The sequence below is a fragment of the Actinoplanes sp. NPDC004185 genome (assembly GCF_053603475.1).
Map to the genome: position 1 here is coordinate 28,567 of NZ_JBSGFR010000028.1, position 22,202 is coordinate 50,768.

General features: G+C 71.3%; 19 protein-coding genes. 7 read left to right on the plus strand and 12 right to left on the minus strand.

Translation table 11 applies throughout. The annotated features are described in order from the left end of the window. Nucleotides 1–18: 18 nt before the first annotated feature. Nucleotides 19–1,314, minus strand: a complete 1,296-nt coding sequence (locus ACWEOZ_RS26810) for a sensor histidine kinase (protein ID WP_451913429.1) — start codon at nt 1,312–1,314, stop codon at nt 19–21. A gap of 208 nt (nt 1,315–1,522) precedes the next feature. Between ACWEOZ_RS26810 and phoU the strand changes: the two genes are divergently transcribed. Continuing rightward, entirely contained in the window at nt 1,523–2,170 is a 648-nt protein-coding gene (phoU, locus tag ACWEOZ_RS26815; protein ID WP_451913430.1) for a phosphate signaling complex protein PhoU, read from the plus strand. 69 nt (nt 2,171–2,239) lie between these two features. Here phoU and ACWEOZ_RS26820 read toward each other — a convergent pair whose 3' ends face one another. Then, nucleotides 2,240–2,998 (minus strand): phosphoglyceromutase, encoded by a 759-nt coding sequence (locus ACWEOZ_RS26820; RefSeq protein WP_451913431.1) that lies wholly within the window; start codon nt 2,996–2,998, stop codon nt 2,240–2,242. Between the two features lie 133 nt (nt 2,999–3,131). Here ACWEOZ_RS26820 and ACWEOZ_RS26825 point away from each other — a divergent pair, with 133 nt between their 5' ends. Next, nucleotides 3,132–4,475 (plus strand): MDR family MFS transporter, encoded by a 1,344-nt coding sequence (locus tag ACWEOZ_RS26825; protein WP_451913432.1) that lies wholly within the window; start codon nt 3,132–3,134, stop codon nt 4,473–4,475. 19 nt (nt 4,476–4,494) lie between these two features. On the opposite strand, the gene ACWEOZ_RS26830 is transcribed toward ACWEOZ_RS26825, so the two are convergent. Both ACWEOZ_RS26830 and ACWEOZ_RS26835 read right to left on the minus strand, forming a co-directional pair. Beyond that, entirely contained in the window at nt 4,495–5,973 is a 1,479-nt protein-coding gene (locus ACWEOZ_RS26830; RefSeq protein ID WP_451913433.1) for a chemotaxis protein CheW, read from the minus strand. A gap of 3 nt (nt 5,974–5,976) precedes the next feature. Further along, entirely contained in the window at nt 5,977–8,085 is a 2,109-nt protein-coding gene (locus ACWEOZ_RS26835) for a methyl-accepting chemotaxis protein (RefSeq protein WP_451913434.1), read from the minus strand. Between the two features lie 136 nt (nt 8,086–8,221). On the opposite strand from ACWEOZ_RS26835, the gene ACWEOZ_RS26840 reads away from it, so the two are divergent. Continuing rightward, the gene (locus ACWEOZ_RS26840) at nt 8,222–8,998 is read left to right on the plus strand and encodes a hypothetical protein (protein ID WP_451913435.1); all 777 of its coding nucleotides are present in this window, start codon (nt 8,222–8,224) and stop codon (nt 8,996–8,998) included. Between the two features lie 264 nt (nt 8,999–9,262). Here the strand turns inward: ACWEOZ_RS26840 and ACWEOZ_RS26845 are convergent, their stop codons facing one another. Genes ACWEOZ_RS26845 through mshA form a run of 3 tightly spaced genes read right to left on the minus strand, consistent with a single transcriptional unit; the run spans nt 9,263 to nt 12,362 of the window. After that, nucleotides 9,263–10,534, minus strand: coding sequence for an MFS transporter (locus ACWEOZ_RS26845; RefSeq protein ID WP_451913436.1), 1,272 nt, complete (start codon nt 10,532–10,534; stop codon nt 9,263–9,265). A 32-nt stretch (nt 10,535–10,566) separates the two neighbouring features. Beyond that, nucleotides 10,567–11,064, minus strand: a complete 498-nt coding sequence (locus tag ACWEOZ_RS26850) for a YbjN domain-containing protein (protein WP_451913437.1) — start codon at nt 11,062–11,064, stop codon at nt 10,567–10,569. Then, nucleotides 11,058–12,362 (minus strand): D-inositol-3-phosphate glycosyltransferase, encoded by a 1,305-nt coding sequence (mshA, locus tag ACWEOZ_RS26855; RefSeq protein ID WP_451913438.1) that lies wholly within the window; start codon nt 12,360–12,362, stop codon nt 11,058–11,060. Before mshA ends, ACWEOZ_RS26850 begins: the two co-directional genes overlap by 7 nt. A gap of 143 nt (nt 12,363–12,505) precedes the next feature. Here mshA and ACWEOZ_RS26860 point away from each other — a divergent pair, with 143 nt between their 5' ends. Then, nucleotides 12,506–13,267, plus strand: a complete 762-nt coding sequence (locus ACWEOZ_RS26860) for an SDR family oxidoreductase (protein WP_451913439.1) — start codon at nt 12,506–12,508, stop codon at nt 13,265–13,267. 4 nt (nt 13,268–13,271) lie between these two features. Next, complete coding sequence (locus ACWEOZ_RS26865) at nt 13,272–14,066, plus strand: class I SAM-dependent methyltransferase (RefSeq protein WP_451913440.1); 795 nt, start codon at nt 13,272–13,274, stop codon at nt 14,064–14,066. A gap of 6 nt (nt 14,067–14,072) precedes the next feature. On the opposite strand, the gene ACWEOZ_RS26870 is transcribed toward ACWEOZ_RS26865, so the two are convergent. The 3 genes from ACWEOZ_RS26870 to ACWEOZ_RS26880 form a co-directional block, all read right to left on the minus strand. After that, nucleotides 14,073–15,812 (minus strand): DNRLRE domain-containing protein, encoded by a 1,740-nt coding sequence (locus tag ACWEOZ_RS26870; RefSeq protein WP_451913441.1) that lies wholly within the window; start codon nt 15,810–15,812, stop codon nt 14,073–14,075. A gap of 236 nt (nt 15,813–16,048) precedes the next feature. Continuing rightward, entirely contained in the window at nt 16,049–16,450 is a 402-nt protein-coding gene (locus ACWEOZ_RS26875; protein WP_451913442.1) for a response regulator, read from the minus strand. A gap of 72 nt (nt 16,451–16,522) precedes the next feature. Next, nucleotides 16,523–18,220: a S8 family serine peptidase gene (locus ACWEOZ_RS26880; protein ID WP_451913443.1), complete on the minus strand. Its 1,698-nt coding sequence runs from the start codon at nt 18,218–18,220 to the stop codon at nt 16,523–16,525. 232 nt (nt 18,221–18,452) lie between these two features. Here ACWEOZ_RS26880 and ACWEOZ_RS26885 point away from each other — a divergent pair, with 232 nt between their 5' ends. Both ACWEOZ_RS26885 and ACWEOZ_RS26890 read left to right on the plus strand, forming a co-directional pair. Next, a complete protein-coding gene (locus ACWEOZ_RS26885; RefSeq protein ID WP_451913444.1) occupies nt 18,453–18,677 on the plus strand; it encodes a DUF7455 domain-containing protein in 225 nt (74 codons plus the stop codon). Between the two features lie 79 nt (nt 18,678–18,756). Then, on the plus strand, nt 18,757–20,568 hold the full coding sequence (locus tag ACWEOZ_RS26890) for a PAS domain-containing sensor histidine kinase (protein ID WP_451913445.1): 1,812 nt from the start codon (nt 18,757–18,759) through the stop codon (nt 20,566–20,568). 11 nt (nt 20,569–20,579) lie between these two features. On the opposite strand, the gene ACWEOZ_RS26895 is transcribed toward ACWEOZ_RS26890, so the two are convergent. After that, a complete protein-coding gene (locus tag ACWEOZ_RS26895) occupies nt 20,580–21,362 on the minus strand; it encodes an SRPBCC family protein (RefSeq protein ID WP_451913446.1) in 783 nt (260 codons plus the stop codon). Nucleotides 21,363–21,435: 73 nt separating this feature from the next. Beyond that, a complete protein-coding gene (locus ACWEOZ_RS26900; RefSeq protein WP_451913447.1) occupies nt 21,436–22,188 on the minus strand; it encodes a hydrolase in 753 nt (250 codons plus the stop codon). Nucleotides 22,189–22,202 lie beyond the last annotated feature (14 nt).

The window sequence follows — 22,202 nt, forward strand, 5'->3', positions numbered from 1 at the left end:
CCTTGAAGGGCGGCCTGGTCAGGCCGAAGGGAGCCCGGCCGGGCCGGACTCGATCTCAATCGCCGCCGGTAACGGCAAAGGGGCTTCCGGGGGGCGCGCCGGTAGGCGCAGGGTGAACGTCGAGCCACCACCCAGTGTGCTGGACACCTCGACGCGGCCGCCGTGGTTGGTGGCGATGTGCTTGACGATGGCCAGGCCCAGGCCCGTGCCACCGGTCGAGCGGGACCGGGCCTGGTCGGCCCGGTAGAAGCGTTCGAAGATCCGGTCGACGTCGTGCGGGGCGATGCCGATGCCCTGGTCGGTGACGTCGATCTCGATCCAGTCGTCGTCCTGGCGCATGGTCAGGGCGACCTGGGTGTCCTCGCCCGAGTAGGCGATCGCGTTCTCGACGAGGTTGGTGACCGCGGTGGCCACCTGGCTGTCGCTGCCGTACACGGTCGCGCCCTTGGGACCGGTGTAGACGACCTCGATGTGCTTCGCCGACGCCGTGGTGCGGGTGCGGTCGACGACCTCGGCGATCACCCAGTCCAGGGCGACCGGCTCCGGGGCGGGCAACGGTTCGGCGCCCTGCAGCCGGGTCAGTTCGAGCAGTTCGTTGACGAGCCGGCCCATCCGGGCGGACTCGTGATGGATGCGCTCGGCGAACCGCCGGGCCGCGATCAGATCCTCGGAGCGATCGGCCAGCTCGGTCGCGTCGAGCAGGGCCTCGGCGAGCAGTTGCAGCGCGCCGATCGGGGTCTTGAGCTCGTGGCTGACGTTCGCGACGAAGTCCCGGCGGACCCGGGCCAGCCGGTGCGACTCGGTCACGTCCGCCGCCTCGACCGCGACGTGCGTGGAATTGAGGGCCACCGCGCGCAGGTGCAGCCCCAGCGGGGCCTGGGCCCCGCCGGCGCGGCCGCGCGGCAGGTCGAGCTCGACCTCGCGGCGCACGCCGGTGCGGCGGACCTGGCCGGCCAGGGTACGCAGGATCGGATGGGCCGCGATGGTCCCGGGAGCACCACCGGAGCGCAGCAGCCCCATGGCCCGCGCGGCCGGGTTGACCAGCACCGGCTCGTCCTCGGCGTCGAGCACCACCACGCCGACGCGCAGCGAGTCCAGGCTCTTGCGGCCGAGGCCCTTCATGCCGTGCTTGCCGAGGCGCTCCTCGTCGATGTCGATCTTTCGTCCCCCCTCGGTCGACCGGGCCGCGGCCGGCTTCTTGCGGGCCGCGGTGACCGGCGGCCCGGTCCGGCTGCGCCGGGACAGCAGGAACCCGGCCACCCCGCCGATGGCGAGGGCGACGAGAACGAGGGCTGTGCCGAACACCGGATCCACGCTGCGATCGTAGGGTCATTGTTTACCTGGACCGTACGGCTAACCGGACAAAACCGGCGCGCTTCGAACAATGTTCACCACCAGGCCCGGCGTCGTTCACCGCCGTTCATGTTCAGGCCGCCGCGCCCGCCTAGCCTGGGCCCCGCGAGTCCAGCTCAACCCGGCTGCCACCGGTTCGCCGGCAGCCCCGAACCCCGGGACGAAAATCATGCGCGAGGAGTTTCAGGCCGACCTCACCGAGGTCAGTCGCCTGCTGGTGACCATGGCGGAATCGGTCCGCGCCGCGATGCGCAAGGCGACCACCGCCCTGCTCAAGGCCGACCGGGAGGCCGCCGACGCGGTGGTGGCGCGCGACGCGGAGGTCGACGACATCTACCGCCAGGTCGAGGCCAAGGTGGCGGACACCATCGCCCGGCAGGCGCCGGTCGCGTCCGACCTGCGGATGGTCATCACCGCCCTGCACATCTCGGCCGACCTGGAGCGGATGGGCGACCTGGCCGAGCACGTGGCCAAGACCGCCCTGCGCCGGCACCCGTCACCGGCCGTGCCGGCCGAGCTGCGGCCGGTCTTCCGGCAGATGGCCGAGGTCGCCGACCGGATGGCCGACAAGATCACCACGGTCCTGGCCAGCCCCGACGCCGACCTGGCGGCCGAGCTGGAGAAGGACGACGACGCGATGGACGACCTCGAACGCGACCTGTTCAAGGTCCTGCTGCACGACGACTGGCCGTACGGGGCGGAGACCGCGATCGACGGCGCGCTGCTGGGGCGCTTCTACGAGCGGTACGCCGACCACGCGGTGAACGCCGGCGAGCAGATGATCTACCTGATCACCGGCAAGCCCGTCCAGAACTGACGCACGGACGCGAAGAGGCCGGGACGCCACGGGGGCGGCCCGGCCTTTCCGCTGTCGACCGACGGGAGGTCAGCGGCCCTGGTTGGCGACCGCCGCGGCGGCCTCCTTGGCGACCTCGGGGTCGAGGTAGGCGCCGCCGGCGGTGACCGGGCGGAGGTTCTCGTCCAGGTCGTAGCGCAGCGGGATGCCGGTCGGGATGTTCAGCCCGGCGATCGCCTCGTCGGAGATCTGGTCGAGGTGCTTGACGATGGCGCGAAGCGAGTTGCCGTGCGCGGTGACCAGCACGGTCTTGCCGGTCAGCAGGTCCGGCACGACCGCGTCGTACCAGTACGGCAGGGCGCGCAGGAGGACGTCCTTGAGGCACTCGGAGCGGGGCTTGAGCTCCGGCGGCAGCTGGGCGTAGCGCGGGTCGGCGAACTGCGAATACTCGTCGCTGTCGTCGATCGGCGGCGGCGGGGTGTCGTACGAGCGGCGCCAGAGCATGAACTGCTCCTCGCCGTACTGCTCCTTGGTCTGCTTCTTGTCCTTGCCCTGCAGGGCGCCGTAGTGGCGCTCGTTGAGCCGCCACGAGCGCCGCACCTGGATCCATTGCCGGTCCGCGGCGTGCAGCGCGATCTCGTTGGTGCGGATCGCGCGGCGCAGCAGGCTGGTGTGCACGACGTCGGGCAGCAGGCCGTGCTCCTTCAACAGCTCGCCGCCCCGCCGGGCCTCCTGCTCACCCTTGGCCGTGAGGTCGACGTCGACCCAGCCGGTGAACAGGTTCTTGGCGTTCCACTCACTCTCGCCGTGCCGCAGCAGCACAAGGGTCCCCACAGTCATGCCCTCCATCCTGCCGCAGCCCCGACGGGCGCGTGCGCCGACCCTCAGTGGCGACCACCACGTGGAAACCCGGCTGCGCCGCCGGGTCCCGATCACTAGGTTGTAAGGCTGTAGGGGTGTTCCGGTGCTTACGGGGGTCAGCGTGCGCGGGTGGTTACAGCAGGCAACGGGCGGTCTGCCGCGACAGTTCTGGTTCCTCTGGACCGGCACCCTGATCAACCGGCTGGGCGCCTTCGTGGTGATCTACCTGGCCATCTACCTCACCCAGGCGCTGCACTTCAGCCAGAGCCAGGCCGGCCTGGTGCTGGGCGCGTACGGGGTGGGCGGCGCCGTCGGCACCATGACCGGCGGCGTGCTGACCGACCGCTGGGGCCGGCGCCCGACGTTGCTCACCGCCCAGTTCGGCACGGCCGCCCTGCTGCTCGCGCTGGGTTTCGCCGAGGGCTTCTGGCAGCTGGCCGCCGGGGCTCTGCTGCTGGGCGTCTTCGCCGAGGGGGTCCGCCCGGCGTTCCAGGCCATGATGATCGACGTCGTGCCCGACCGGGACCGGATCCGGGCCTACTCGCTCAACTACTGGGCGATCAACCTGGGCTTCGCCTGCGCGGCCGTCCTGGCGGGATTCGCCGCCCAGTTCGACTACCTGCTGCTGTTCATCGTCGACGCGGGCACCGCCCTCGTGACCGCCGTGATCAGCCTGATCTTCCTGGCCGAGACCAGGCCCGCCCGCACCGCGCGGCCGGCCGGGGCGGTCCGGACCCGCGGCGGCCCCGGCCTGGGCACGGTTTTCCGCGACCGGGTGTTCGTCGGCTTCCTGCTGCTCAACTTCTTCGTCGTGCTGGTGGTCATGCAGCACCTGTCGACGCTGCCGATCGCGATGAGCGCCGACGGCCTGAGCCCGGCCACGTTCGGCTGGGTCATCGCCATCAACGGCCTGATGATCGTGGCCGGCCAGCTCTTCGTCCCGAAGCTGATCGACGGCCACAACCGCACCCGCGTGCTGGCTCTGGCCACCCTGATCCTGGGCGTGGGGTTCGGCCTGAACGCCTTCGCCGGCACCGTGGCGCTGTATGCCGTGTCGGTGGTGATCTGGACCCTGGGCGAGATGCTGCAGGCACCGTCGAACTCGGCGCTGATCGCGGAGCTCTCGCCGGCCGCGCTGCGCGGGCGCTACCAGGGAGTGAACTCGCTGTCCTGGTCGGCCGGATCGGCCCTGGCGCCGATCGTGGGCGGCGTGGTGCAGCAGCACCTGGGCAGCACGGTGCTGTGGCTGGGCTGCGCCGGGATCGGGATCGTGGTGGCGGCGGGGCAGCTCGCGTCGGGCCCGGCGCGGGAACGCAGGGTGGCCGCGCTGCAACAGGACAGTGCGGTCTCCGCGGTGTCGCAGCCGGTGGCGCCACCGGCGTCCGCGGGCGAGGGCCTGCCGGACGAGAACGCCACGCCGCCCTCTGTCGCCGCGGAGACGGTCGGCGTTCCGGCCCGCGACTAGTGGGTGACGCGGGCCGGCACTAGTGGCTCACCAGCTCGGCCGCCACCAGCTCCTTCAGGTCGACGTGCGGGAGCAACCGGCCCGCCTCCTCTGTGCCGATCTTGACCAGTGGGCCGTGCTGGAACACCGCACCCGGTGCACCGGAATCGTCGCGGGCAGGCTCCTCCCACACCGATTCCTCGATCGCGTGCAACCCGGGGACCACGAAGCCCACCAGCTCCCCGCTCGGCGTGTCCACCAGCAGCACCCGGGCCGTGGCCGGGTCCGGCCGGCCCGCCAGGCCGAGCAGGGTGGGCAGGGACAGCAACGGCACCGACAGCCGCCGATGAGTGAAGATGCCCAGCAGCGCCCCGCCGCTGTCCAGCGGGATGATGTCCTCCGGATAGGGCAGGATCTCGGTGATCTGGTGCAGTGGCGTCGCGGCCTCCCGGCCCACGCTGTAGGTGAGGAACTTCCGCACGCTCGGGACGACCCGGCGACCGTCCGGGCTCTCCGTCTCCGGCCGGCTCACGGTGGGCGGCGGGGCCTGCTTCGTACGCCCCTTCAGCGGCACGCCCAGGCTGCCCAGCGCATCCAGTTCCGCGTCCGCGCGCAGCGCCGCACCGTCCAGCACCAGATGCTGACCGCCCGGCTCCGTCCGCAGCACCCCGGTGAGGAAGCCGCCCTTGTGCATCCCGACCGCGGGCAACGGCAGCACGTCGCCGGCCGGGACGGTGATGATGTCCGCGATGTCGGAGACCATCAGCACCACGAGGCCCCGGGGCATCGCCAGGACCAGACCCCGCAGGTTCCCCTCGTCGGGCACGCTGCCCAGCCCGAACAGCCGCAGCGGGTCGACCACCGGGACCGCGGTGTCCTGCAGGTGCACCACACCACGGCAGTTGGCGCCTCCCAGCGGCGACGGGTGCACCGTCAATCGCGGGATCACCGAGTGCACGTGGCCCACCTCGATGCACAAGCCGATCGAGCCGCAGCCCAGCAGCAGCACCGTGCGCCGGGAGTCATCGGCGGGCTCCCCGCCGGTCCCGATCACCACGCCCCGCGGACCGGCGTCGCGCACGATCGGGATGCCCGGCAGCCGGGCGATGGCCCCGGCGTCCAGCAGTGACACCACCTCGCCGTCCTCCGGTCGCTCGAAGGTGTGCGAGAGCAGCGCGGGGCCGTCCCCGGCCACCGTGGTCTCCAGCAACGCGCCGGAGCTCACCCGGGTGACGCCCTCGATCTCGTCGGCGAGCAGTCCGAAGAGCTGATCGCCGACGACCACGATGACGATCACCGTGCCGTCGGGGTTGCCGTCGGCATGCCCGGCCAGCCGGCACAGATCCAGCACCGGGATCACCACGTGCCGCAGGTTGACCGCACCCAGCAGGCCGGCCGCCGCGGCGGGCAGCGGGCTGAACCGCGGCGGCCGCACGATGACCTCGCGCAGTTCGTCGAGCGGCAGCGCCACCCGCAGGTCACCCGCGCGGAACACCCCGAACAGTGCATCGGTCGTCATGGCTCAGCGCCGCGATCCCTCGGGCGCCATCGCGGCATCGGTGCCGATCAGGTCATTGATCAGATCGTGCACAGAGCGCGACGCGGTCTGCTGACGCTGGGTCGAGGCGGCGATCTGCGTGATGGACTCGCTGGTCGAGGCCACGCTCTTGAGGATCTGCCCGAACGCGTCCTGGGCCCGGTGCGACACCGTGGCGCCCTGGCCGACCCGGCTGGTCGACTCGGTGATCAGCCGGGTGATCTCCCGGGCCGCCTCGGAAGACCGCTCCGCGAGCCGGCGCACCTCACCGGCCACCACGGAGAAGCCGACCCCGTGCTCACCGGCCCGGGCGGCCTCGATCGAGGCGTTGAACGCGAGCAGGTTCGTCTGGCCGGCGATCTCGCCGATGACGTTGACGATCGCGGCGATCTGGTCCGACGACTTCTCGATCAGGTCGATCGCCTCGATGGACTTGCGCAGCTCCTCGTAGCCCTCCTGGGCGTTCTGCTGGGTCTCGCCGGCGAGCTTGCTGGCCTGCTGGGCGCTGACGGTGATCTCGTCGATCGACCCGGTGAGCGCGTTGATCGAGTCGCTCATCTCCCGGGTCTTGGCCGACAGCAGCTGCTCCAGCTGCACCTGGTCGGTGATGTCGTGGGCGTACTTGACCACCTTGTACGGCTCACCGCGCATGTTGTAGATCGGGTTGTAGGTGGCCTGGATCCACACGTCCCGCCCGAACTTGCCCACCCGGTGGAACCGGCCGCTGAGGTACTCGCCCTTGCGCAGCCGCAGCCAGAAGTCGCGGTACTCGGCCGACGTCACGTACTCGCCGTCACAGAGCATGCTGTGGTGCTGGCCCACCAGCTCGCGCGCCGAGTAGCCGAGGGTGCGCTGGAAATTCTCGTTCGCCAGCAGGATGTGGCCCTCGAGGTCGAACTCGATGACCGCCTGCGCCCGGTTGATGGCCATGTCCTTGCCCTGGTACTCGGCGTTGCGCAGCTTGTCCTCGGTGACGTCGGTGGCGTACTTGACCACCTTGACCGGCCGCCCGTCCAGATCCAGGATCGGGTTGTAGGTCGCCCGCAGCCAGACCTCCGCGCCGCCCTTGGTGATCCGCTTGTACTCACCGGAGAAGAACTCGCCACGGCTCAGCTTCTCCCAGAACGCCTGGTAGGCGGGGGTCGTCGCTTCTTCCTGCTCGACGAAGACCCGGTGGTGCTGACCGACCACCTCGTCCCGGGAGTAGCCCATCAGATCGAGGAAGTTGCGGTTGGCGTCCAGGATCGTGCCCTGCAGGTCGAACTCCACCACCGCCTGGGCCCGGTCGATCGCGGCCACCTTGCCCTCGTACTCGGCGTTGCGCAGCCGGGTCCCGGTGACGTCCATGGCGTACTTGACGATCTTGTACGCCCGTCCGTCCAGGTCGAGGATCGGGTTGTAGGTGGCCCGGATCCACACCTCCCGCCCGCCGCGGCCGATCCGCTTGTACTCGCCGCTCTCCACCTCACCGACCCGCAGCCGTTCCCAGAGACGCTGGTATTCGGCGCTCTCGGCGTACCGCGGCTCGCACAGCATCCGGTGGTGCTGACCCACCAGGTCGTCGAGGGCGTAGCCGGTCAGCGCGAGGAAGTTCTCGTTGGCGCTGAGGATGATGCCGTCGAGGTTGAACTCGATCACGGCCTGGGCCCGGTCGATGGCCGCGTACTTGCCCGTGAGCTCGGCCAGCTGCCGCCTGTCCTCGGTGATGTCGTAGGCGGTGACCAGGAGCAGCCGGCCCTCCGGCGGCTCCGGGGCATCGGAGGCGGGCTCGACCGGCCGGCAGTTGAGCCGCAGCCACCGGTGCGCGTCCGAGTCGTCGAGAACCTCGATCACCTGTTCCGGGTACTCACCGGTCCGGGCGGCGCCGAGCATCCGGTCGATCACCGGGCCGGGAGAGCGCCACAGTTTGCCCAGCCCGGCCCCGACCACGTCCTCGGCCGACCGGCCGACCAGCGCGCAGAACTGGTCGTTCACGGCGACGACGACGCCGGTCCGGGCGCGGACCGTGGCGACGATGCGCTTCTCCAGCAGCAGGGCGAGCGCGGTGCGCTGCAGGGTGGAGTCCGCGGCGAGGATGGAGGCGGGTTGAGCCATCGATGCTCCTGGAGTCGGCCGAGTGGGTTCTCGCCCCCCTGTTCGGCGGCCACGCACCTCCGCTGAGCCGGTTCGGGGCTTTCTGTGTCCGCCGAGCGCTCACGGGGTAGCAGTAGTCGGCAGACGTCACCCCCCGATGTCCCGAGAGAAAGGCTGGAACAGCGTGGCTGCCACCAAGTCCGCCAAGAATCCGACCAAGCACAACGACACGCCGAACACCCCCCAGGTCAGCGAGAGCGCCATCGCCGCGATGAAGGTCGACGATCTGCGTCGCAAGCTGCGCGGTCACGGGGTCAAGGACACCGCCGAGCTCAAGAAGCCCGAGCTGGTCAAGAAGCTCATCAAGGCTGAGGTCGCCGCGACCAAGAAGAGCCCCTCGGCCAAGAAGAGCACCCGGGGCAGCAGCAAGAATCCCACCTCGGGCAACGACACCCCCAACACCCCGGACGTCAGTGAGAGCGCCATCGCCGCGATGAAGGTCGACGGCCTGCGTCGCAAGCTGCGCGGTCACGGGGTCAAGGACACCGCCGAGCTCAAGAAGCCCGAGCTGGTCAAGAAGCTCATCAAGGCCGAGGTCGCCGCGACCAAGAAGAGCCCCTCGGCCGGCAAGGCGAGCTCGGCCGGCAAGACGAGCACGGCCAGGAAGACGAGCACGGCCAAGGCGACGGGCTCGGCCAAGGCGACCAACACGGCCAAGGCGACGAAGGGCAAGAACCCGACCTCGGGCAACGACACCCCCAACACCCCGGACGTCAGCGAGAGCGCCATCGCCGCGATGAAGGTCGATGCTCTGCGCCGGCGGCTGCGGGGGCACGGGGTCAAGGGCACCGGCGAGCTGAAGAAGCCGGAGCTCGTGCAGCGGCTCATCAAAATCGAGACGGCCGGGGCCCGGAAGAAGGCCTCGAAGAAGTAGGGACCGACGGCGGACGGCCAGCGGTTGACAGCCGGACGACCGAGGCGGGCATCATCCGTGAGGGTGAAGTTGCCAGGTGTGACGGTTCAGACAGATGGCAGACAGCCAACCCGCTTGTGGCCCTTGACCGGCCCAACTAGCGTGGTCGATGGACGCCGAGCCGTCAGTTCGGGGAACGGGTCGGGCTTTCGGGCCCGCCGCGGATCGGCGTTCGGGGACGGGTGGCATCAGCCGTTGGGGGACGGCGTTACCCGAGACCGGCGGTTAGTGCGGGCGACGCCTATGGGGATGGGTGTCGCCCGCCGCCGCCGGCGCCGTTACCCCCACGGCATTCACTCTTCGCTCCCGGCTCGGGCCCGCCGCCAGATGCAGGATCGCGGCCACGACGCCCACTGCGGCGACAATCAGCCAGTGCGCCGGGCCGAAGGCTTGCAGGCTCACCCCGCCCAGCGCCGGCGCCAGGAAGGCCGCCGCCGGGAAGGTGAGAAAGAAGACCGCCTGGTAGCGTCCGCGCAGTTCGCCCGGGGCCAACTCCGCATTGATCTCGGCGTTCGGCGGGGCGGCCAGCATCGACCCGACCGTCCAGATCGCCGCCGCCGCCAGGTAGCCGCCGAGGCGGTCGGCGAACGTCAGCGTCGCGAAACCCACCGCCATCACCGCCACCGCCGTCGCCAGCACCCGGTCCTTGCGGTGCCGGTCGATCAGCCGGGGCACGAACAGCTGGCCCACCACGATCAGCGTCCCGCCCAGCGCCGTGACCAGTCCGTAGCTCGACGGGCTGAGCCCGTCGTCGCTCATCGCCAGCGGCACGATCGTGCTCGTCTGGGCATAGAGCAGCGCCTGCAGCAGGGTCAGGCCGACGAAGACCAGGAAGATCCGGTCGGCCAGGACCGTGCGCATCCCCGCGCCGGTCGTCGCGGCCGTCGGCGGCCGCCGGATGAGCGTCTCCGGGACCTTCCAGGCGATGAGTACGCCGGTGAGCCCGGTCGACGCCGCATCGATCAGGAACAGGCCCAGATAGCTCCACTCGGCCAGCAACCCGGCCAGCAGCGACGCCCCGGCCAGGCCCAGATTGAAGGCCCAGAACTGCAGGTTGAACGCCCGGGAGCGGCGCTCGGCGGGCACCACGTCGATGATCGCCGCGACGAACGCCGGGCCGGGCATCGACTGGGCCACGCCGAGCAGCAGACCCAGCCCGGCCACGAGCCGCAGATCCGTGCTGACCGCCAGGGCGACCAGCAGGGCGGCGGTGGCGAAGTGCGAGGCCAGCAGCGTGGAGCGGCGGCCCCAGCGGTCGGTGAGCACGCCGCCGAGCAGGGTGCCGGCGACGCCGCCGATGCCGTACCCGCCGACGATGAGGCCGGCCAGGGCCGGGCACGCTCCGCGCTGCGCGGTGAGATACAGGCTCAGGAACAGCACGGCGAAGCCGCCGACCCGGTTGATCAGCAGACCGGTCCAGAGATACCAGTACGTCGCCGGCAGTCCACCGGCCGCGTCGGTCCACCACTTGCGCCCGGTCGGCACCCGGTCCCCCAACTGGTAACGCTCTTAACAGTTACCGGTTCAGGTTACCCGGGGGTCTCCTTGTCGGCGAGGTGGGCGAAGGCCTGGAGGTTGGCCAGCGACTCACCGCGCTTGACCCGCCACTCCCACTCGCGCTTGATGGACGAGCCGAAGCCGATCTCCAGCATCGAGTCGAAGGACTCGTCGGCGTACGTCAGCACCGCGCCCAGCAGCCGGTCCAGCTCGTCCTCGTCCAGGCCCTTCAGCGTCACCCGGCCGGTCAGGTAGACGTCGCCGGCCGCGTCGATCGAGAAGCTCACGCCGTACATGCGGGCGTTGCGGCGCAGCAGCCAGGCCCAGAGCTCCTCGCTCCGCTCGTCCGGGTGGCGCATCACGAAGGCCTCGATGCGCAGGGCGTGCTCCCCCACGATGAGGTTGCAGGCCGTCTTGAGCTTGTGGGTGCCGGGCAGCGTCACCACCCACGAGGCGTCGCCGGTGGATTCGCACTCCAGCTCGCGTTCCGCGCAGACCCGCTCGATCAGCGCGCCGATCTCGGTCACCATGAGAACGAGCCTGCCAGGCGGGCCTCGATCAGCGCACGGTGCTCGGTCACCGCCTCGCGGTAGACCCGCAGCAGCCCGTCCGCGGTGCGGTCCCAGGAGAAGTTGGTGGCGTGCCGGACCGCCCCGATCGACAGCCGCAGCCGGCGGGCCGGTGCCAGCAGCAGATCGGCCAGCACCCGGCCCCAGTCGTCCGGATCGTGCCCGTCCACCAGCACCCCGCTCACGCCGTCGGTGACCGCCGTGACCAGGCCACCCACGGCCGCCGCGACGACCGGCGTGCCGCAGGCCTGAGCCTCCAGCGCGACCAGACCGAACGACTCGTTGTGCGAGGGGACGGCGACCAGGTCGGCCGCCCGGTACAGCGCGGCCAGGGCCTCGCCGGTCTGCGGGGCCACGAAGCGGACCTTGTGCGAGATGCCGAGGGAGGCGGCCAGCTCGATCAGGGCGGTGGGCCGGTCCAGGCCGCTGCCGCTGGGGCCACCGCAGATCACCACGGTCACGTCCTCGTCGCGCAGGGCGGGCGTGGCCAGCGCGTTGATCAGCACGTCCGGGCCCTTGAGCGGCTGGATCCGGCCGACGAAGGCCACCACGTACCCGCGTTCGGGCAGGCCGAGCCGGCGGCGGTCGGCCGCCCGGGTGGACCGGGGTCGAAAACGGTCCAGGTCCACCCCCGGCTGCACCACGGTGAGCCGGGTCGGGTCGGCGTCGTAACAGCTGACCAGATCCTGGGCCTCGAAGCGGGTGTTGGCCACCAGCCGGTCGGCCTCGGCGATGACCTGCTCCTCGCCGATCACCCGGGCCTTGGGCTCGGGGCGGTCACCGGCGGCGATGAACCTGTTCTTGACCTTGGCCAGGGTGTGCGCGGTGTGCACGTGCGGGACACCCCAGCGCTCCCGGGCCAGCCAGCCGACCTGCCCGGACATCCAGTAGTGCGAGTGGATCAGGTCGTACGCGCCGGGCGGGCGCGCGGCCTCGGCCCGCAGCACGCCGTTGGTGAAGGCGCAGAGCTGCGACGGCAGCTCCTCCTTCGACAGGCCCTCGAACGGGCCGGCGGTGACATGGCGCACAGTCACGCCCGGCGCCATCTCGACGACCGGCGGCAGCTCGCTCGACGTGGCGCGGGTGAAGATCTCCACCTCGACGTCCCGCTCGGCCAGCCGCTTGGACACCTCGACGATGTACACGTTCATGCCACCGGCGTCACCCGTGCCCGGCTGCTCCAGTGGCGAGGTGTGCACGGAGAGAGTGGCGATGCGCCGGGGGGTCGGCCAGGGGCCTGCAGCCCGCAGCTCAGCCACGTCATGTCCCTTCGCGGAAACAGTGGAACGTAACGGGGAACTGTTACGCCGTCGTTCATCTTCCCCATCCACGGGCCCTCAACCCAACGCCAGGAGGCCGGGGGTGACCCAGCTCTCCCGCCGCGGTGAGGCAGGATCAAAGGATGGTGCAGAAGAAGATCGCCGTCGTCACCGGGGCGTCCAGCGGGATCGGCGAGGCCACGGCCCGCCGGCTGGCCACCGAGGGCTTCCACGTGGTGGCCGCCGCACGCCGGGCCGACCGACTGGAGAAGCTGGTCGCCGAGATCGGCGCCGACGCCACTGCCGTGGTGTGCGACGTCACGTCCGACGCCTCCGTGGACGCGCTGGCCGCGGCGGTAGGCGAGCTCGGTGCGCCGGTCGCGCTGCTGGTCAACAACGCGGGCGGCGCGCGCGGGATGGACCCGGTCGAGGCCGGCTCGGTCGCCGACTGGCAGTGGATGTATGAGGTGAACGTCCTCGGCACGCTACGGGTCACCAAGGCGCTGCTGCCGGCCCTGGAGGCCAGTGGCGCGGGCACGGTGGTGACCGTCGGTTCGACCGCGGCCTTCACGGTCTACGAGGGCGGCGCCGGTTACACGGCGGCCAAGCACGCGCAGAACGCGCTGGTCGGCACGCTGCGCCTGGAGCTCGCCGGCCGTCCGGTGCGGGTCATCGAGATCGACCCGGGCATGGTGCGCACCGAGGAGTTCTCGCTCAACCGCCTCGGTGACCCGGCCAAGGTCGACGCCATCTACGCCGGCGTGCGCGAGCCGCTGGTCGCCGAGGACATCGCCGACTGCGTCGCCTGGGTCGCCACCCGGCCGCAGCACGTCAACGTCGACCGGCTCGTGGTGCGCCCGATCGCGCAGGCGGCCCAGCACAAGGTGGCCCGGGAGCAGAGCTGACGCCATGAAGCCGGTCGGTACGGTCACCCGGGGCACCACGAACCCCAACCGGCTGCGCCGGGTGGACAACTTCGTCGCGTACCGCTGCGGGGAGCTGCTGGCCCGCGCGGCCGCACCGCTGGTCGTGGATCTGGGCTACGGCGCGACGCCGGTCACGGCGGTCGAGCTGCGCGACCGGCTGGCCGCGGCGGTCCGCCCGGACATCGCGGTGGTCGGTCTCGAGATCGATCCGGTACGGGTGAGCGACGCCCAGCCGTGGGCGGACCCGCCACTGCTGGAGTTCCGCCGGGGCGGCTTCGAGCTGGCCGGCCTGCGCCCCCAGGTGGTCCGCGCGTTCAACGTGCTGCGCCAGTACGACCAGGACGAGGTGCCCGCCGCGTGGGCCACCATGACGGCCACCGGCGCCCTGCTGGTCGAGGGAACCTGTGACGAGCTGGGCCGGATCGCCACCTGGGTGGTGGTCGGCGCGGGCGGGCCGCAGACGCTGACCCTGTCGGCGCGACTGTCCGACCTGGACCATCCGGCCACCTTCGCCGAACGCCTGCCCAAGGCCCTGATCCACCACAACGTGCCCGGTTCCCCGATCCATGACCTGCTGCGGACCCTGGGCGCCGCCTGGGACGCGTCGGCCACGCCGTTCGGTCCGCGGCAACGGTGGCGGGCCACCGTCGAGAAGTTCCGCGAGCAGTGGCCCGTACTGCCCGGCCCGGCGCGGTGGCGCCGCGGCGAACTGACTGTGCCCTGGCCCGGACAGCCGACCGGGCCGGCCCGCGAACGGACCGGCCCGGCAGCGGGTTGAGCGGCGTCACTTGCCGATGGTCACCGTGAACATCGGGTCGGCGGCGACCTTCCGGAACGCGGTGAGGCTGCTCGGCATGGAGTTCACCGAGATGTCGCGGTCACCCTCGTCGTCGCTGGCGGTGTCGAAGTAGACGACGGCCTTGATGGCCGGATGGGCCTTCAGTTCGGGGACGACCGAGGCGAACGCGGCGGACTTGTCGGTGATCGTCGCGCGGCGGTGGTACATGCCCCACTCGGCCACCATGATGGGCTTGCCGGGGTGGTTCTGCACGGCCCAGTCGTACCAGCCGGGGCCGCCACCGGTGGGCTGCCGGTCGAGGATGTCGCCCATGTCGCCGTAGTGGTAGTAGCCCTTCTCCACGCTGACATAGGAGTCCAGGCCGACCCAGTCGACGTACGCGTCGCCCGGGTAGAGGTCCTTCCACCAGGACTGGGCCATCCACTTCTCGTTGCCCATGTAGGCGATCACGTTGACGGCGTTGGTGACGCCGTTGGCCCGCAGCCGGGTGATCACGTGCCGGTACATCGCGGCGTAGTCCTTGGCGGTCATCCCTGACGAGGCGGTGGTCTGCACGTCGTTCTCCGGCTCGTGGTGCAGGGCCAGGAAGAACTTCTGCTGGAAGTTCTGCTTGACGTACGCGGACCACTTGTCGATCCGGGCGTCCTGCTGGCCGGCGGCGACCTTGGCCCAGGTCGAGTTGTAGGCGACCTTCCAGTTCAGCAGCAGCACCCGCGGGCGCTGCGGGTCCTGGGTCATGGCGATCTCGGCCTTGGTCGGGAACTGCTCGTCGCCCTTGTGGTACTGGTGGAAGATCGTCGCGGTGCGGCCGGTGAGCGTCTCCCAGGTCTTGAGGGCCTGGTCGCGCGGGGCGTCGGTGAACCCACCGGCCGCGGCGCCCCACAGCACGCCGCAGGACGGAACCAGCAGCGCACCGGTGACGCATTCCGCCGGCGGCGCCGCGGTCGGCGGAACGGTGACCGGCGCCGTGGTGGTCGGCGGGACGGTGGTCGGCGGCGTGGTGGTCGGCGGGACGGTCGTCGGCGGCGTAGTCGTCGGCGCCGTCGTGGTCGGCGGGACGGTGGTCGGCGGAACGGTCGTCGGCGGGACGGTCGTCGGCGTGGTGGTGGGCGGCGTCGTGGGCTTGGTCGCCGTGGTCGTGGTCCGCTTGACCGTCAGGACCAGCTCCGGGCCACCGGCGGTGGCGGTGCCGTACTCGATGGCCCGCAGCCGGGTGACGCCGGCGATGGCCGCCGACTTCAGCGCGAACGAATAGGTACCGGGCTTGGTGACCACTTTGGAGACGTCGAAGCGCAGAGCGGTGTCGGTCAGCTTGGGCTTGATCGAGGCCACCAGCGGGCCGAGGACCGGCGCGTTGGCCGCGGTGAGCTTCTGCTCCGACCACCCGCTCGCCACCGAGAAGACGTTGAGCGTGGCGGCGACCGGCTTGCTCTCGACCGGCAGCCGCAGCTCGGCCGCGGTGACGGTGGCACCCGCGGCGATCTTGGGCGTGAACTTCACATAGGACAGCCGGGTCTCCCCCGACTCCTTGCCGACCACCAGCTTGTCGGCCGAGCCGAAGTTCGCCGTCCGGCGGGTGCTGGACGTGTAGGCGTCGTCGGTGCTGTAGGTGGTCGTCGTCTCGGTTGTCGTCGCGGCGTTCGCCGTACCGGTCAGCGCGACACCCGCGCCGGCCACCACCACACCCGTCAGTGCGACTCCGATCGTCCTGCGCCTGGCCGTCACGTCGTTCCCCCTGTATGTCAAACAATTGCTGTCTGACATTCAGGTTCGGCGCGGGCGGGTGCCGGCTCGGATCGCGAACGGGTGCAGGCCAGGAGCCGCGCCACAGTGGACCCTCTGGCGGCAGGAGCCCCAGCGGATGAAGGGCTTTGCGGCCGACGGCACCTCCACCGTTCAGCCGACCCCGGAACGCAGAGAACGCCGCCGGAGCAGCTCCGGCGGCGTTCTCGTTCAGGTCGTCACTCAGCCGGTGGTCTCCGGTCGAGGATCGAGCGCAGGGCCTCGAGCAGCAGATCGGCGGTGAACGGCTTCTTGACCAGCAACGCGTCCGAGCCGATCAGGCCCTTGGTGACGGCGATGTCCTTGGGCAGGCCCGAGATGAACACCACGCCCATGTCGGGCCGGAGCCCCGTCGCGGTGCGGGCCAGCTCGCCGCCCGAGTCGCCCGGCAGGTTAAGATCGGTGACCAGCACGTCGATGTCCCCGGGATGGTCCTGGCAGACCGCGACGGCCTGCTCCCGGTCGCCGGCCACCAGGGTGGCGAAGCCGCGGCGCTCGAGCATCCGGCGCATGATGTCGCGCAGGTCTTCCTCGTCGTCGACGACGAGGACCGTGGGGCGCTCCTGCGTGGCCTCAGTCATGGCGGCCTCCTTGGCTCTACTCACGAAACACGCTATCGGCGCGGCAGCACACCGGTACGGCTTTCCGAGCTTTCAGAGCGTCAACTTCCACTTGTCCAGGATTCCGGTCGTGGTGCCGAAGGAGTCCTTGACCTGCAACGTCCACGTACCGTTGCGCGACGTACCGGACAGGTTGATCGGGTAGGTCTGGGCCAGATTCGCCGCGGTGTCCGTCTTGTCGGCCTGCTTCAGCGTGTACTTCGTGCCGCGCGGGCTCACCAGCGAGACGACGAGCGAACCGCGGTAGCCGTGCACGACGGTCACCGTCACGCTGGAGGTCGCCGACGCGGTGCCGGTGCAGCCGGAGATGCCCGCGCTGCTCCACGCGGTGCCGAACCGGCTGATCCGGACGTCGGTCCCCATGGTGAACGGCCCGCACGCCGCGACCGGCGCGGTCGTGGCCGGGGCGGTCGTCGTGGGGGCGGTCGTCGGCGCGGTGGTCGGGGCAGTCGTCGGGGCGGTTGTGGTGGGGGCTGTGGTGGGCGTGGGACTCGGGGTGCCCGCGGTGGTGTTCAGCCAGGCCGTGTTGAGCAGCTTGTTGACCGAGCCCGTGCCCGGCGAGGTCACCTTGTCGACCGACGCCTTCGTGGTGAGGGCGGTGAGCACCTGGGCCGGCGTGGCCGCCGGGTCGGCGCCCAGCACCAGAGCCGCCGCGCCCGCCACGTGCGGGGCCGCCATCGAGGTGCCGCTCATCGTCTGGGTGCCGGTGTCCGCCGAGTAACCCGCGGACGTGATCTTCGCGCCCGGCGCGAAGATGTCGAGGCAGGAGCCGAAGTTGGAGAACGAGGCCCGTGCGTCGGTGCTCTCGGTGGCGCCGACCGTGATCGCGTTGGGCGTGGCCGCCGGCGAGGAGTTGCAGGCGTTGCTGTTCTCGTTGCCGGCCGCCACCGCATAGGTGACCCCGGAGGCGATGGACTTGGTGACCGCGGCGTTGAGCGCGGAGCTCAGCGTGCCGCCGATGCTCATGTTGGCCACAGCCGGCTTGAGCGCGTGCGTGGTCACCCAGTCGACGCCGGCGATGATCGCCGAGTACGAGCCCGACCCGGTGCAGTCCAGGACCCGGACGCCGACCAGCTTGACGTCCTTCGCGACGCCGTACGTGCTGCCGCCGATCGTGCCGGCCACGTGGGTGCCGTGCCCGTTGCAGTCCTGGGCGGTGGCGTCCTTGTCGATGAAGTCCCAGCCGTGGCTCGCCCGGCCACCGAACTCGGTGTGGCTGGTCCGGATGCCGGTGTCCAGCACGTACGCGGTCACCGCGGCCGCGGAGCGGTAGGTGTAGGTCTTCGACAGCGGGAGCGCGGGCTGGTCGATGCGGTCCAGGCCCCACGTCGGCGCGGTCTGGGTGTCGGCCATCCGGACGGTGGCGTCCTGCTCGACGAAGTCGACGGCGGGGTTCGCGGCGAGCCGGCGGGCCGCGGCGACCGTCATGGTGGCCTGGAAGCCGCGTACGGCCGAGAGGTAGTTGGCGCGGACCTTGCCGCCGTACCGCTTCACGAGGGCCCGGGAGGCGGAAGTGACCTGGGCGGCCGCCGCCGTACCGGGCTTGAGCACCACGATGTAGCTGCCGGCGATCGCGTCCGCGGTGGCCGCCACGCGGATCGGGCCGGTGGGCAGTGCGGTGGGCGTACCCGCGAGTGCGGTGCCAGTGACGCCGGTCACTGCGGCCGCGGTGGCGATGCCGGCGGTCAGCGCGAAGCGCGCGGTGCGGCGCCGGCCGTCGTTGCGAGTCATTCTGGGTTCCCTCCCGTTAAGCCACAGGCGAACGACTTCACCCGTGTGACGGGGCATGGCCGGTGGCGTCTGAGGGAAAGGTTGACGACGGGACAGAGTCACCAGGGACCTTGCCGGTTGCGCCTCAGTTGCAGGGTCCCCGACGAGGTCCCGAGGGCTAAGGCGCCCCTCCGGCGGGCCGAAGTACCCGCTGTCAGGACCGCTGCACCGCCACCGAGCAAGGAGAGCGATGATGACCACCATGCTGTCGCCCGAGATCGTCACCGTCCCGTCCCTGGTCGACCGCTGCGACAGCTGCAGCGCGGCCGCCAAGGCCGAGATCGCCCTCAGCAGCGGCGGCTCGCTGGTGTTCTGCGGGCACCACGCCAACAAGCACGCCGACCGGCTCGTGCTGGTCGCGGCCAAGGTCACCATCGAGGACGGCTTCGAGTGGGCCGGACAGTCTCACTCGGCGTGACCACTTGATCCCATCCGCCGCGATATGATCACTCCCTCACACTTGGGCGGAAACGCCCATATTTAGAGGGGTTCCACCGGTGCAGATCGCGGCGCACGACGTGGGCAGGCTGTCCCGGATCCTCGCCGGGTGCGCCGGTGTCGCGGTGGCCGTCTTCGGCGCCCTGAACCTGCTCACCTCTTCCGCCGGAGAGAACACCCTGACGTCGAGCCCGGCGGCCGCACTGCTGGCCGCCGGGCTCGCTCTGTTTCTGCTGGCGCCGACCCGGTCCACGCCGGTGTCGCGCGTCACCGCGTACGTCCTGGCCGGGCTGGCCGCTCTGCTGGGAGCCGCCGCGCTGGCCCGGCATCCGGCCGCGGCGGTCGCCACCCTGCTGACCGGGCTGGCCCTGACCGGCATCGACGTGCGGATCCGCCGGCCCGGTGAGCAGTCCCGGTTCCGGATCGCCGATCCCCTGCTGGCCGGGGCCACGATCATCGCTCTGGTCGCGCTGGTGCCGCGGATGTTCGCGCCGACCTTCCCGGACGGCGGCGGGCCGGACAGCGTGATGACGCCGTACGACGCCGGCGCACTGCTCACGCTGGCACTGGGAGCCATCCTCGCGCGGCCGGAAGCGGGTCCGTTGCGTACCGCCGCGGCCGCCGGACCCGGCACCAAGATCCGGCACACGCTGCCCGCGGTCATCGCCGTGCCGGTGGTCGCCGCGCTGATCAGCGCACTGGCGGTGCGCACCGGGATCAGCCGGCCCGCAGCTGCGATCAGCACCGGCGCGATCCTGGCCGCGCTCGCCGTGCTGGCCCTGATCGGCTTCCTGGTCCGCTCACTGGAGGGCGCCGACCGCCAGCAACGGGAGCTGGTCGCCGAGCTGCGCGAGCGCCGCGAGTTCGCGGACACGCTGCTGCAGTCGATGAACGAGGCGGTGATGGTGCTCGACGCCAACCACCGGGTGATCGACGTCAACCGGCGCTGGCGGGAGCTGACCGGGCACAGTGAGCCGCTCGCCCCGGATCCGGCCCCGCTGCCGCCGGCCGGGACCGGCGACTGGCTGGTCCGGCACGCCGACGGCACGGACATCCCGGTGCTGGCCACCATGGCGCCCATCCCCGACGCCGACGGGCGGCCCCGGGCCTACGTGGCCACCTACGTCGACATCACGGACCGCAAGCGGGTCGCCGACGAGCTCCGGGAGCGGGCCGGCGAGCTGGAACGCAGCAACGAGCAGCTGCGGGAATCGAACGCACGGCTGGCCGCGGCGCTGGCCTTCAAGAACGACCTGACCTCGATGCTGACCCACGACGTGGCCCAGCCGATCAGCTCCATCGCGAGCCTCTCCGAGCTGCTCAGCGCCGACTGGGCCGAGCTGGACGAGGACACCCGCCTCGAGCTGACCACGAAGATCGACAAGAACACCCGCCGGCTCGTCAAGATGATGAACGACCTGCAGCTGCTGTTCCGGCTGGACACCGGGGCGGTCACCGCGCGGCGCACCCCGGTGCCGGTGCGGGAGGTCGTCACCGCGGTGGCGGCGGAGCTCAAGTGCACGGCCGACGTGGCAATCGAGATCGACGAAGATCTGGCCGCGCTGGCCGACCGCCAGCACCTCTGGCACGTGGTGCACAACCTGCTGGGCAACGCCCTGAAGTACGGCGATCCGCCGTTGGTCATCAGCGCCGGCCCGGCCGGTGAGTCGATCGAGCTGGTGGTGCAGGACCGCGGGGCGGGAATCCCCGAGGTGCTGGTGCCGCAGCTCTTCGACCGGTTCGTGCGCGGCGCGGGGCTGGGCCTGTTCATCGTGCGGCACCTGGTGGAAGCCAACCGGGGCTCGGTCCGCTACGAGCGGGCCGAGCCCCGGGGTGCCCGTCTGGTGGTGACCTTCGAATCGGCGCGGTGAGCCGGCCGGTGTCACCAGTCGTGGTCGCCGCCGCGTTCCTCCTCGTGGACGACGCCGTCGCCGCGGACGTCGCGGGAGCCCATCGACTTGCCGCCCATCGGGGCGGCACCGCCGCTCACCGACCGCGAGCCGCCGATCCGGCGGCCAGGGGCCAGTACGTCGTCCAGGTCGGCGGCGCTGCGGATGCCCGGGGCCGAGGTGATGTCCACGTCCGTGCCCGCGTCGGCATTGCTGAACTCGCCGGCGCTGGTGCCCCAGCCGGCCCCCGGATGCGGCCGGCCGCCCCGGGCCCGGGCCGCGACCGAGGCCGGTGACGCCGGGTTGCCCGGCCGGCCGGCGAGCTGCTTGGAACTCGCCCCGCGCAGCTGCAGGTCACCCAGCTTGCCGGTCTCGATCAGGCCCTTGAAGGTGTCCAGGTCGGCCTTGAGCCGCCGGCGCAGGGTCTCCTGACCGTGCCGGTCGCTGGGCAGCAGGAAGGCCACGTCGGCCTCGAGCTGGGCGACGATCTGGGTCCGGGTCTCGCCCATCGGCCGGAGCGTGATCGTCTCGGCGAGCAGCGGTCCCTCGGTGGTCGCCCAGGAGACCCGCTCGTCCAGGGAGCGCTCGGTGATCTGGGCGTCGAACTCCCGGCGATGGCCCTCGACGTCCATGATCCAGTGGGTCTGGTCGTCGCCGATCCGGGTCACCCGCTGCACGCCGGTCATGAACCGCGGATAGTTCTCGAACGTCGCGAGCTGCTCGTACACCGCGTGCAGTGGGGCACCGATCTCGACGGCCTGCTGAACCATACTCATGGCATCTCTCCCATGCTGAAGTGCTGGCATGACTGAGAGTACGTACGCGATTACGAGCTGCGGCCGTTTCCGATCAGACCCGGCGCAGGTACTGCCACTGGCCGACCTCGCCGGCGTACCGGGCGTCACTGGCCGCCACGAGGGCCACACCAGCCTCTCGCAGCGTGGCCGCCACCAGCGGGGACGGGCCGCGCCAGGCCTCACTGATCTCGACGGCCGTACCGGTGACGAGGCAGGCCGTGGCGAGCGCCGCCAGCATGTCCCCGGTCACCGCCGACTCGTCGACGCCCACCTGGCTCAGCAGGCTCAGCGGCCGGGCGAGCTGCGCCGGCGCGTACCGGGAGGCCCGGTCCATGCCCTTGATCGTCGCCGTCACCACGATCTCGGCGACCTGCTCCGGGGTCAGCTCACCGGTGGCGAGCTGGGCCCGCACATCACGCGGCAGGGCCGGGCCGGAGGCCAGCGGCAGCCGGGACACGGCCACCGACACTGCCTCGAGGTGCCCCAGATCCCCCGGCCAGGCCAGCCAGCCGTCGCGCTGGACGACCTCGACCTCGGCGGCGATGCGCAGGTTCAGCTCGGTGCGCCGGCGGGCCCGGCGGATGGTGTCCGCGTACGCGGGCAGCCACGTCGTCTCGGGCCCGACCTGGTCGGCGAAGGTGACGGAGGCCAGCCCGGCATGGTCGGCGGCGGAGACGATCAGGCCCACGCTGTCCCGGCCCGCCGCGAACCCCGTGTGCACATGGGCGTCGGCCCGCAGATCGAGGGCGGGCGCCGGCGTGGCGAGGGTGGTGCCGTCCATGACCGATTCGCGCTCTGCACCCACGATGACTCCCGAGA